The organism is Actinocrinis sp., assembly GCF_035653575.1.
Classification (GTDB): domain Bacteria; phylum Actinomycetota; class Actinomycetes; order Streptomycetales; family Catenulisporaceae; genus Actinocrinis.
Genome location: NZ_DASRBQ010000064.1, coordinates 19,983 through 32,257, shown reverse-complemented (window position 1 = coordinate 32,257; position 12,275 = coordinate 19,983). Strand labels below are relative to the sequence as shown.

Below are 12,275 nucleotides of genomic sequence, written 5' to 3'. Positions count from 1 at the left end.
CTCCAACGCCGGTTCGGGTTGCGCGGCGGGGGCTGCGTCGGGCGGCGGTTCGGGTGGCATGGCGAGGACTGTGCCGGGTGACGGCTCGGACGCAGCCTTGGGCGGCGCGGCCGCTTCGGACGGCGCGGCTGGCGCGGACGGCTTGGACGCAGCCTTGGGCGCCGCGGCAGCTTCGGACACAGCCTCGGACAGCGCGGTCGGGTCGGACGCCGCGGGCGGGTCGCGTGAGTCGGGCGCGGGGACCGACGCTCGGTGGCAGCTGCCTACCCGGCTCGCGGTGATCGCGATGGGCCGGTTCGGCGGCGGCGAGCTGGGTTACGGCTCGGACGCCGACGTGATGTTCGTCCACGAACCGGTGGCGGGCGCGGACGAGCAACAGGCCACGGCGGCCGCCTTCGAGTTGGCCAACGAGTTGCGCCGACTGTTGCAGGCGCCCGGGACCGATCCGCCGCTGGCGATAGACGCCGATCTGCGGCCGGAAGGGCGGCAGGGGCCGCTCGTGCGCAGCCTCGCGTCCTACGCCGAGTACTACCGGCGCTGGTCGCGGGTCTGGGAGTCGCAGGCCCTGCTGCGCGCCACGCCGGTCGCGGGGGCGAAGGACGTTGGCGCACGGTTCATCGCGCTGATCGATCCGATCCGGTACCCCGCCAAGGGCTTGGCCGACTCGGACGTGCTCGAGATCCGGCGGCTCAAGGCGCGGATGGAGGCCGAGCGGCTGCCGCGCGGCGCCGACCGGGCGTTGCACACGAAGCTCGGCCCAGGTGGCTTGTCAGATGTCGAATGGGTGGTTCAGCTCCTTCAGTTGAGGCATGGGGCTCAGGTGCCCGCGCTTCGGGTCACGGGCACCCGGGCCGCGTTGGCGGCGGCCACTGCGGCCGAGTTGATCGGCGAGGACGACCGGCTGCTGCTCGATGACGCCTGGTACCAGACGACCCGGATGCGCAATGGCATCACCCTCGTGCGTGGCCGTGCTTCCGACCAGGTGCCGACCGGGGCGCGCGATCTGGCCGTGATCGCGCGCTACCTGGACAGCTGGCACCGCCCTGGACTGGCCGCGGCGGAGCATGTCCCCGGGGCCAGTGCCGGGGTCAATGCCGGGGGCGGCGCTGGTGCGGGTACCGGAAGTGGGGCCGGAACCGCGCCCTGGGAAAGCGGGGGCGCGATGCTGGCGCTCGGTGGTCTGCTCGATCGCCACCGGGCCGACAAGGAGGCTTTGCTTGATGCGCATCGCCGCCGCGCGCGTCGGGCCCGGGGCGTGTTCGAGCGGCTGTTCTATGGGTGAGGGCTCTTCACGGGGCTGACCTCGCGCGCGAGATTGCTCGCTCGGAGGCGGACGCGGGTGAGAGGTTGCTCGCCGTGGTGTTGATGGCGGGCGCGGGGGCCGGGCGGGGGAGTTGGCTCGTGGCGGTGGAGCGTGGGGAGAGTGCGGCGCCGGGTTCCGGCTGCTCGTCCAGCCGGCGGCCGAGTTCGTCGACCAGGCGCATGCGGACCGCCTCGCGGCGTACCGCCGAGATGCTGCGCTCGTGCCGGTGGCTGATCTCGATCCAGCTCAGGTCGCCGAGCACCTCCGCGGTCAGCCGGGCGCGTTCCTCCTCGGTCCAGACCACGCCGGCGTTGCGGTGCGGCCCCGAGCCGCGCCCTCGCGGTGGACTGCCGCGCCAGGTCAGCGCCGTCACCTCGGCTCTGGGCACGCTGCGCACCACCGTGTTCCCGGTGACGAAGTGCAGGTGCGCGCCTTCGAAGCGGACCGTTTCGGCGATGAGGCTGACGGTGACCGGCTCCGCTCCGGAGCCGAGCCAGCCGGGGCCGGCCTCGGCGGCGATTTCGAGCTCGATGACGGACGCGGCGGCGCGCGGGGTGGCGGCGGACGGTGCGGACATTTCTCCTCCTTCAGTCGAGTGCGGACGAACTGTGACGTCCAGTCACTGACTATGACAGGAGGTACCGACAGAAACTGATCAAGCGTCAGACGGCCGGCTCGACGGGAGCCGGAATCTGACGCTTGATCAGCGGGAATGCGGGTTGGAACTTTTTTTTCCGGGGGCTGGTTCGCTCAGCCCGCGTACTTCTGGATCAGGGCGCCGAGGCGGGGAAGGGCGGCCTCGACGTTCTTCACGCCGCTCGGGCGCACGGTGTTGTACGCCTTCTTCAGCGGCGCGCGCTCCGACTTCTCGGCGCGCTCGTCGGTGACCGAGAGCAGGGCCTCGGAGACCTCGCTGCCGCGCTTGGCCAGGTAGTCGCCGAACTCGGCGCCGCCGGAGGCGGTGAAGTCGGCCCAGTACGGCTCCAGCTTGGCCACGAAGTCCGGAAGCAGCGCGTCCACGGCGTCGTGGATGATGCCGGAGGCGAAGGCGGTGACGGTCTTGTAGGCCAGCTTGATCGCGGTGCCGGAGATGCCCGACTTGTCGGAGACCTCCTGGTCGATCAGCGTCTGGCAGTCGGCGACGACCTTCGGGCGGTTATCCGGCGTGAGCAGGATCTCCTGAAGCGTGGCTGCCATGGCGTGTTTCTCCTCGGTGGTTGGGGCCGTGCTGGGGTTGCGGCCGCTGGGCTGCGTCGGACTAACTGCGTGTCGGATGATCTGCGCGCGACCGAGTGCATCCCTCGGACGGGGTCGTTCATCGCCGTCCGACTCAGGGTCCGCACAGGTTACCGTACTCAGGAGAAGAGTCGTATTTCCGAGACTCGAACTGATTGCCGGGCGGCAATTCGGGGCGTGCGGGACCGTGAACGGTGCGTGTCCAGCGCGAGGGCAGGCGAATGCGCGCCCCCGCCGAGCCCGCGCCGCGATGTGCTCGCGGGCGCGGAACCGGCGGGGTGCGGTGTGACGGTCAGTCAGTCACGCAGAAAGATCGTCAGGCGGGCAGGCCCAGATCGCGCGCGATCAGCAGGCGTTGGACCTCGCTGGTGCCCTCGCCGATCTCCAGGATCTTGGCGTCGCGGTAGAACCGGCCGACCGGGAACTCGTTCATGAATCCGTAGCCGCCGAAGATCTGGGTGGCCTCGCGGGCGTTGTCCATCGCGGCGTTGCTGGCCACGAGCTTGGCGATCGCGGCCTGCTTCTTGAACGGCTTGCCGGTGATCAGCAAGGCCGCGGCGTGCCGGTACGCGAGCCTGGCGGTGTGCGCGCGAGCCTCCATGTCGGCGATCTTGAACTGGATCGCCTGGTACTGCTCGATTTGGCGGCCGAACGCTGCGCGCTCGCGGGCGTACCGCAGCGACTCGTCCACGCAGCCCTGTGCGAGGCCGGTGGCGAGGGCGGCGATGGCGATACGGCCTTCGTCGAGGATGCGCAGGAACTGTGCGTACCCGCGGCCGCGCTCGCCGAGCAGGTTCTCCTCAGGCACCCGGCAGTCTTCGAAGGACAGGCCGTGTGTGTCTGAGGCACACCAACCGACTTTCGAGTAACCCGGCTCGACCGTGAACCCGGGAGTGCCGCTCGGAACGATGATCGACGAGATCTCCTTGCGGCCGTCCTGCTCCGGGCCGGTCACCGCGGTCACCGTCACCAGGCTGGTGATGTCGGTGCCGGAGTTGGTGATGAACGACTTCGATCCGTTGATCAGCCAGGAGCCGTCGGTGAGTGCCGCGCGGGTCTTGGTCGCGCCGGCGTCGGAACCGCCGCCTGGCTCGGTGAGGCCGAAGGCTCCGAGCCGTTCACCCGCGCACAGCTCCGGCAGCCAGCGCTGCTTCTGCTCCTCGGTGCCGAACCGGTACACGGGCATCGAGCCGAGAGAGACGCCGGCCTCCAACGTGATGGCGACCGAGGAGTCCACGCGCGCCAGTTCCTCGAGGGCGAGGCAGAGTGCGAAGTAGTCACCGCCCATGCCGCCGTACTCCTCCGGGTACGGCAGGCCGAACAGGCCCATCCGCCCCATCGAGGCGACCAGCGGGTATGGGAAGGCGTGCCGCTCGTAGTAGTCGCCGATCACCGGGGCGACCTCGGTGTGGGCGAACTCCTCGACGGTTTTGCGGAGCTCTTCGTACTCCGCGGGCAGTTCCGGATCGAGCACTGTGATCAGTCCTTTGTGAGGGCTTGGACGGCTCTGGAAGGGGCCGGTCGGCCGAGGTGGTCGGCCATCCAGCGGGAGGTCGCGACGAGGGCCGGCAGGTCCATGCCGGTGTCGATCCCGAGTCCGTCCAGCATCCACACGAGGTCTTCGGTGGCGAGGTTGCCGGTGGCGGACTCCGCGTACGGGCAGCCGCCGAGGCCTCCTGCGGAGGCGTCGACGGTGGTGATGCCGACCTGGAGCGCGGCGAGGGTGTTCGCCAGCGCTTGGCCGTAGGTGTCGTGGAAGTGCACGGCCAGCCGCGCCGGGTCCACACCCCGGGTTCCGAGCAGGTCTATGAGCGTTCTGACGTGCCCGGGAGTCGCGGTGCCGATGGTGTCGCCGAGGCTGATCTCGTCGCAGCCCGCGATAAGCAACCGCTCGACGACTCTCGCCACAGCACTGGGATCGACGGGTCCTTCCCACGGGTCGCCGAAGCACATGGACACGTAGCCACGCACCCACAGCCCGGCTTCGAGCGCCGGCGTTACCACGGCCTCGATGTCGGTAAGGGCACCGTCGATCGTGGTGTTGAGGTTGCGCTGCGCGAAGGTCTCAGTGGCTGAAGCGAATACCGCGATCTCACGCACCCCGCAGGCAAGAGCCCGGTCGTACCCGCGCAGGTTCGGCACCAGGACCGGGTAACGCAGTCCTGGACGCCGCTCCAGCAGCTTGAAGAGCGTCTCGGCGTCGGAGAGCTGCGGTACCCACTTCGGATGTACGAAGCTCGTCGCCTCGATAGTCGTGGAACCGGCGTCAGCGAGGCGTTCGATGAACTCGGCCTTGACCTCAGTCGGGACCGTGGTCTGCTCGTTCTGCAAGCCATCGCGCGCACCGACCTCGTACACCGTCACCCGCGAGGGCAGCCCGGCGTGCGGGAAGACCTGGGGCAGACGCGCGGTCATGACGGGTCCTCGGTTCCGGACGCTGCATTGGCCGGCTCGGCCTCGATCACGAACAGTTCCGCGCCGATCGACACTTGCTCGCCGACCGCGGCGCCGACGTGCGTGACCACTCCGTCGTGCGGTGCGGTAAGCGTGTGCTCCATCTTCATCGCCTCCAACGCGCCGAGCGGTTCGCTGGCCGATACGCGTTGCCCGGCCGCCACCTTGACGGCGATCACGGTCCCCGGCATCGGAGCGCGCACCACGCCGTCGAGCGGCGCGGACGATGCCGCGGCGGCTGTGCGCGCCTGGGTGGACAGGGCGCGCGCCGGAAGCGGCGGACCGGCAAGCCGCCAGCCGTCGCGAAGATCGAACGGCGTCGGGCCGTCTGCTTCGAGACGCGGGTGGAAGGGCAGGTCGGGATGACGATCCAGCCACGCGGTGTCGATGGTCGCCTCGGCGAACTGTGACGAGCCGAGCAGGGTGCGCAGGAAGGCGAGGTTCGTGATCAGGCCGTCGATGCGTGACTCCGCGAGCGCGCCCAGAATCGCCCGCCGCGCGGACTCTCGGTCAGGGCCGTAGCCGGTGACTTTGCCGATCATCGGGTCGTACCACGGCGGGACTTCGTCGAAGGAGCGCAGCGCCGCGTCCACGCGCACACCTTCGCCGCGCGGCCACGCCACGACGCCAGCCCGCCCAGCCTGTGGAAGGAATCCGTGCTCTGCGTCTTCGGCGTAGACGCGGACCTCGATCGCATGGCCGCGCGACACCACGTCCTCTTGGCGCAGCGGCATCCGCTCATCGGCGGCGATGCGGATCTGCAACTCCACGAGGTCCAGGCCGGTGACCAGCTCGGTGACCGGATGCTCCACCTGAAGCCGGGTGTTCATCTCCAGCAGGAAGAATTCGTCGTCAGATACGAGGAATTCGACCGTTCCAGCGTTGACGTAGCCGACTTGCGCGGTCAGCCGGACGGCTGCGGAGAGAAGCCGCTCCCGAAGCTCGGCGGAAATCGTGGGGGCCGGGCTTTCCTCCACGACCTTCTGGTGCCGTCGCTGTACCGAACAATCACGCTCGCCCAGATGCAGCACGGTGCCATACGTATCCGCGAGTACCTGAACCTCGACGTGACGCCCGTGCTCCACGTATCGCTCGACGAGCAGCGTGCCGTCCCCGAACGCCGATTCCGCCTCGCGGCGTGCGGCCGCGAGTGCGTCGGGCAGATCGGCTGCGTTACGCACGATCCGCATGCCCTTACCGCCGCCGCCTGCCGCGGCCTTGACGAGCACCGGGAAGTGCATGTTCGGATCATCGGCCTGATACGTCGGCAGCACCGGCACATCGGCCTGCTCGGCGATCCGCCGTGCATAGTCTTTGCGGCCCATCGCCTCGATCACGTCCGGAGGCGGACCGATGAAGACGAGCCCTGCGTCGCCACAAGCCCGCGCGAATGCGGCTCGCTCGGAAAGGAAGCCGTAGCCGGGATGTACCGCATCGGCGCCGCTTTCCTTCGCAGCGTCGAGCAACGCGTCGATGTTGAGGTACGAAGCGGTCGGTGCGCTGGAATCCGAGTCGTCGGCACCGATGCGTACCGCCTCATCGGCCGCGGTAACGTGCGCCGCCTCGCGGTCCGCGTCCGAGTACACGGCGACCGTCCTGATGCCCATGGCGCGTGCCGTGCGGATGATCCGCAGCGCGATCTCGCCTCGGTTGGCGATCAGGATCTTGGTGATGTCAGTCATCGTCTCCGTCCCGCCCTACATCCGGAAGACGCCGTAGCCGGTGGGAGCCGGCGGCGCGTAAGAGGCGGCGGCCAGGGCCAGCCCGAGGACCCGGCGCGTGTCCGCGGGGTCGATGATCCCGTCGTCCCACAGCCGCGCGGTCGAGTAATACGGCGAGCCCTGCGCCTCGTACTGGTCGCGCACCGGCTTCTTGAAGGCCTCCTCCTCGTCGGCCGACCACGTTCCGCCCTCGGCCTCGATCCGGTCGCGGCGCACGGTCGCCAGCACCGTCGCGGCCTGCTCGCCGCCCATCACCGAGATGCGCGCGTTCGGCCACATCCACAAGAAGCGCGGGTCGTAGGCCCGCCCGCACATGCCGTAGTTGCCCGCGCCGAACGAGCCGCCGATCACGACGGTGAACTTCGGCACTGTCGCGCAGGAGACCGCGGTGACCAGCTTCGCGCCGTCTTTGGCGATGCCTCGGTGCTCGTAGTCGCGGCCGACCATGAACCCGGAGATGTTCTGCAGGAAGACCAGCGGGATGCGGCGCTGCTGGCACAGCTCGATGAAGTGAGCGCCCTTGAGCGACGACTCGCTGAACAGGATGCCGTTGTTCGCCAGGATGCCGACCGGATACCCGTGGATCTTCGCGAATGCGCACACCAGCGTCTCGCCGTACCGCGCCTTGAACTCGTGCATCTGTGAGCCGTCGACGATGCGCCTTATCACCTCACGCACGTCGTACGGGATGCGCGGATCGGCCGGTACTAGGTCGTAAAGCTGCGCGGGGTCCTCGGCGGGAGGCGCCGGGTCCTCGGGCACGAGCCAGGGCTCGGCCGGCGGAAGGGTGGCGATCGCGGCGCGCAGCAGTTCGAGGGCGTGCTCGTCGTCCTCGGCGAAGTGGTCAGCGACGCCGGACAGCCGGGTGTGCACGTCGGCGCCGCCCAGCTCCTCGGCGGTGACCACCTCGCCGGTCGCGGCCTTCACCAGCGGCGGACCGCCGAGGAAGATCGTGCCCTGGTTGCGCACGATGACCGTTTCGTCGCTCATCGCGGGTACGTACGCGCCGCCGGCCGTGCAGGAGCCCATCACCGCCGCGAGCTGCGGAATCCCGGCCGCCGAAAGCCGGGCCTGGTTGAAGAAGATCCGGCCGAAGTGGTCCCGGTCCGGGAAGACCTCGTCCTGCAGCGGGAGATAGGCACCGCCGGAGTCCACGAGGTACACGCACGGCAGCCGGTTCGCGGCGGCGACCTCCTGCGCGCGAAGGTGTTTCTTGACGGTCATCGGATAGTACGTGCCGCCCTTGACCGTCGCGTCATTCGCGGCGATCACGCACAGCCGACCGTGAACCCGGCCGATGCCGGCGATGATCCCGGCCGCCGGGACCGGGCCGCCGTGCTCGGCGTAGAGGCCGTACGCGGCCAGCGGAGCGAGTTCGAGGAACGGGGAGCCGGGGTCGAGCAAGCGGTCGATGCGTTCGCGCGGCAGCAGCTTGCCGCGGGCCGTGTGCTTCGCTCGGGCGCGCTCGTCGCCGCCCAGCCGGACACGGGCCAGGTTCGCGCGCAGCTGCTCAGTGAGGCCGCGCAGGTCAGGGCCCGCAATGCCCGCATCCGCGACCGCGTTGACTGCGCGCGCGTCCGCGTTCGGGGGCAGGGGCGCCCGCGGTGTCGTCGACGGCACCGTCGCCGCCTTTCTGTTCGGTTCGGTGACCCGGTGCTTGTGGCACCCGGCGTCTCGACTCGACGTGTTCGACCCTCGACTGGTGGCCGACGATCGTGATGTACCCCGGAGTATCGCGGATACCCCGCCAGGTTAGCCCAGTGCCAGCCCCGCATGATTCGCGAGGAAGGCCAGGGTGTCCGCCGCCAGGTCGATCCTGCGCGAGATGGCCCGGGCACCGTGTCCGACGCCGGTCTCTCGCCGCAGCAGGATCGGCCGTCGCACCGGATCGCCGCTGGTGGCCCACTGCAATGCCGCACACAGCTTGCGGGCGTGCAGCGGATCGACGCGCGTGTCACCTTCGAAGACCGTGAACAGCACTGCCGGGTATTCGGTACCCGCGTTCACGTTGTGCACCGGTGAGTACGCGAACAGCGCCGCGAGCTGCTCTGGGTCGGCGGCTGAACCGTATTCGACATTCCAGGACTCGCCGAGGCCGAACAGCTCGTACCGCACCATGTCCAGCAACGGAGCTGAGCAGGCCACGGCGCGGTAACGCTCCGGATGCTGCGTAAGCGCGGCGCCGACGAGCAGGCCACCGTTTGAGCCGCCCTGGATCGCGAGTTGATCGGAAGTCGTCCAGGACCGGTCGATCAGGTACTGCGCGGCGGCATGGAAATCGTCAAAGACGTTCTGCTTTTCGCCGAAGGTGCCGGCCCGGTGCCACTGCTCACCCTCTTCTCCGCCACCACGCAGGTTGGCGACCGCGTAGACACCCCCTGCTTCCACCCACGCCAGCGCGGAGGCCACATACTCTGGCGGCAGGCTGACATTAAAGCCGCCATAGCCATACAGGAGGGTAGGTCGAGTCCGGTCTGGTACGTCATTCGGGTCGCCGGAGACGATGAACATACGAACCGTGGTGCCGTCTTTCGAGGTGTACTCGACTTGCCGCGTATAGACCTTCGGTGATTTCGGCTTTCCCGGAGTGTCTGCCCACAGAGTGGTTTCCGCGGTACGCGCGTCGTACCGGTAAACGCGCGGCGGTGTTCCGAAGTCGGTGTAGATGAACCACGCCTCATGGCCGCCAGTTCGCCGCGCGGTAAGCGCCTCGGTGGTGCCCACCGACGGAAGCGGCACGGTACCGCATTGCTCACCGGTGAAAGCGTCATGCACGGTGATTTCGCTGATCGCATGCCGAATCCGGGCCACCAGCAGCACAGGACGCTCGAGTTCCGGGCCGTCGAGCACGACGAGGTTCTCGATCACCGCCTCCGGGTCTTCGGGGATGAGTTCCCGCCAGGCGTCGGGTACCGGGTCGTGCGGAGAGGTGACGCAGATCCGTCCGCGCGGCGCGTCGAGCGTCGTGAACACCAACAGTTGTTCGCCCAACGGGCTGTCCCCGCGCGCCGGATAGAGGTAGGTCGTCGCAGCCACGCCTACCTGCACCGGCTTGAACGGAGGCGCCGCAGGATCAGCACCGGCCAGGTCGGCAAGATAGAGGTCGTTGTTCGGCTCGGTGCCCTCGCTGCTGGAGACCTGAAGCCAGCGGCCGTCCGCCGAGATCGAGGCATGGTGATAGCAGGTCAGCTTCGAGCCCTCGCCGAAGACCATCGTGTCCTGCTCGGGATCGGTGCCCAGGCGGTGCAGGTATACCCGCCGGTGGAACTGGGTCTCGTTCGGCGGCACGAGGTCCGGCGCGAGGCGGCGGGTGAAGTAGTAGCCGCTGTCATCGGCGAGCCAGGAGACCTCGGTGTACCGGGTGCGGTCGATCGGTCCGTCCACCACCTCGCCGGTCGCCACGTTCATGATCCGCGTGACCGACTCCTCGGTGCCGCCCTCGGAGATCTGATACGCGATCAGCCGTCCCGACGGCGACGGATACCAGCCGTCGAGCGTCGTGGTGCCCGCCGGGTCCAGCGCGACGGGATCGACGAGTACGCGCTCCGCGCCGGACTCGTCCACCGTCACCAGCACCGCGTGCTCCTGATCAGGCAGCCGCCTGGTGAAGAACGAGCGCTCACCGCGCCAGACCGGCGGGTCGATCGCCCCGGTAGCCGCGAGCTCGGCGATCCGTGCGCGCAGCCTTCGGTGCCCGTTCCACCCGGCGCGCGCTTTCTGGAACAACGTGTCCTGAGCCGCACTCCACGCTCTGGTCTGTGGAGAGGTCGGATCTTCAAGCCAGCGATACGGATCGCTGATCGTCAAACCGTGGATAACCTCGGTGATCTCGTCGCGGGGGGCCTGGGGATACGGTGCTATCGGGTGAGGACTCGTCACTCTTGGCACGTTAGCAATGACGCGGCGCGTTGTGTGCTGGGCCGAAAGAGTGAGCTGGCGTCGTGGCGTCCGAAGCTGCACGCGCCCCCTTCCTAGGATCAAAGCACCAGGATCCTCGGGTGCGTACACACAGGAGACGCGGTGGACCGGCGCGTTGGCTATGGGCAAGGCGGCGGACCGACCCGCCCGCCCGGCCCCCGCCCGACCCAGCAGGGTTCGCGGCCGTATTCGCCTCCGAACGCGCGGATGCAGTCGCGATCCCAGCCTGGACGTCCGCAGCCCGGCCGGACCGAAACCGAGAGAGCCCAGACCGACAGAACCCAAGCCGGTCGAGCCCAGGCAGGTACAGCTCAGTCCGGGCGCACCCGGCCGGTGCGCCCGATGCCGACGCGGCTGAAACTGACCCGGCGTGCCCGGATCTTCCTGCGCACGCTGTTCGGCAGCGCGTCAGCACTCGTGCTGATCGCGGCCGCGGTCGGCTGGTATTTCCACTCCTCCGTGCTGGGCGGACTGGCCAGCTCGCATGCGCTGGCCGGCCTCGGTTCCGCGCAGCAGAGCGGCGGCGACCTCAACATCCTGCTCATGGGGCTCGACTCACGGCGCGACAACCAGGGCAACGACCTGCCGCCGGCGATCCTCTCCCAGCTGCACGCGGGCAGTTCCAGCGACGTGGGCGGGTACAACACGAACACGCTGATCCTGCTGCACGTCCCGGCGGACGGCTCCCGCGCGGTGGCCCTCTCCATTCCCCGCGACGACTACGTGGACCTGCCGGAAGGACTCGGCGACCACAAGATCAAGGAGGCGTACGGCCGGGCCAAGGCCAACGCCGAGGCCACCGCGCGCTCTACCGGAACGAGCGACCGTGCCGCGCTCGAACAGCTCGGCCGGGAAGCTGGCCGGCACGCGGCCATCGACGCCGTGCAACAGTTGCTCGGTGTGACCGTCGACCATTTCGCCGAGATCAACCTGGCCGGGTTCTACGACTTGGCCAACGCCCTCGGCGGCGTCACGGTGTGCCTGCGCGAACCGGTGCACGACTGGTATTCGGGTGCGAATTTCCCGGCTGGTGTGCAAACCCTCGACGGCGCGCAGTCGCTCGCCTTCGTACGGCAGCGACACGGGCTGGCCAACGGAGACTTGGACCGCACACACCGCCAACAGGCGTTCCTCGCCTCGACCGTGAACAAGTTGCAGCACGCCGGCGTATTCGACGACCTGAGCAAGATCGGCGCGCTCCTCGACGTCGCACGCAAGGACGTAGTCGTCGACTCCGGATTCGACTTGCTGTCATTCATCCACCAGGCGGGCGCGGTAACCGCGGGGAACGTGACCTTCTACACGCTGCCGATCAAGGGGTTCGCGACTGAAGACGGCGAGTCGGTCAATCTCATCGACCCGATCCAAGTGCGCGAGGTCGCCCAGCGCCTGCTGTCCGGACAGAGCCCGGACGTGTCCGACTCGACGAGCACGCCCACCGCTGCCGCTACCGGCGCGGTAGGTCCGGCGATCCCGCAGGCAGCGGCCGAAGTGGCTGGCGCTGCCGGAACGCATCGTGCGACGCACGCGGCAGTGAGCGGTAATCGGTCGAGCGGGCGTACCGCAGCGTCGAATGCCGTACCGGCGACGACCGCGCCAACCGTGAATGCGCCGCCCGGCATCCCGTGCGTCAACTGACGACG

The 12,275-nt window shown here is 69.0% G+C and carries 8 protein-coding genes and 1 pseudogene; 2 read left to right on the top strand and 7 right to left on the bottom strand.

What is annotated here, in order from left to right; all coding sequences use genetic code 11:
• Positions 1-1,282: pseudogene (locus tag VFA06_RS09295) on the top strand (hypothetical protein); the annotation flags it as partial.
• 7 nt (positions 1,283-1,289) lie between these two features.
• On the opposite strand, the gene VFA06_RS09290 reads toward VFA06_RS09295, so the two are convergent.
• The 7 genes from VFA06_RS09290 to VFA06_RS09260 form a co-directional block, all read right to left on the bottom strand.
• Positions 1,290-1,880 carry a hypothetical protein gene (locus tag VFA06_RS09290; RefSeq protein WP_324840041.1) on the bottom strand — a complete coding sequence of 197 codons (591 nt, stop codon included), beginning with the start codon at positions 1,878-1,880 and terminating at the stop codon, positions 1,290-1,292.
• A gap of 173 nt (positions 1,881-2,053) precedes the next feature.
• Positions 2,054-2,500 carry a DUF6918 family protein gene (locus VFA06_RS09285; protein WP_324840040.1) on the bottom strand — a complete coding sequence of 149 codons (447 nt, stop codon included), beginning with the start codon at positions 2,498-2,500 and terminating at the stop codon, positions 2,054-2,056.
• 355 nt (positions 2,501-2,855) lie between these two features.
• A complete protein-coding gene (locus tag VFA06_RS09280) occupies positions 2,856-4,013 on the bottom strand; it encodes an acyl-CoA dehydrogenase family protein (protein WP_324840039.1) in 1,158 nt (385 codons plus the stop codon).
• Positions 4,014-4,018: 5 nt separating this feature from the next.
• A complete protein-coding gene (locus VFA06_RS09275; RefSeq protein ID WP_324840038.1) occupies positions 4,019-4,954 on the bottom strand; it encodes a hydroxymethylglutaryl-CoA lyase in 936 nt (311 codons plus the stop codon).
• Positions 4,951-6,675, bottom strand: a complete 1,725-nt coding sequence (locus VFA06_RS09270; RefSeq protein ID WP_324840037.1) for an acetyl/propionyl/methylcrotonyl-CoA carboxylase subunit alpha — start codon at positions 6,673-6,675, stop codon at positions 4,951-4,953. Before VFA06_RS09270 ends, VFA06_RS09275 begins: the two co-directional genes overlap by 4 nt.
• Positions 6,676-6,690: 15 nt before the next feature.
• A complete protein-coding gene (locus VFA06_RS09265) occupies positions 6,691-8,256 on the bottom strand; it encodes a carboxyl transferase domain-containing protein (RefSeq protein WP_324840042.1) in 1,566 nt (521 codons plus the stop codon).
• Between the two features lie 210 nt (positions 8,257-8,466).
• On the bottom strand, positions 8,467-10,593 hold the full coding sequence (locus VFA06_RS09260) for a prolyl oligopeptidase family serine peptidase (protein ID WP_324840036.1): 2,127 nt from the start codon (positions 10,591-10,593) through the stop codon (positions 8,467-8,469).
• A gap of 381 nt (positions 10,594-10,974) precedes the next feature.
• Here VFA06_RS09260 and VFA06_RS09255 point away from each other — a divergent pair, with 381 nt between their 5' ends.
• Positions 10,975-12,270 (top strand): LCP family protein, encoded by a 1,296-nt coding sequence (locus VFA06_RS09255; RefSeq protein ID WP_324840035.1) that lies wholly within the window; start codon positions 10,975-10,977, stop codon positions 12,268-12,270.
• Positions 12,271-12,275: the final 5 nt, after the last annotated feature.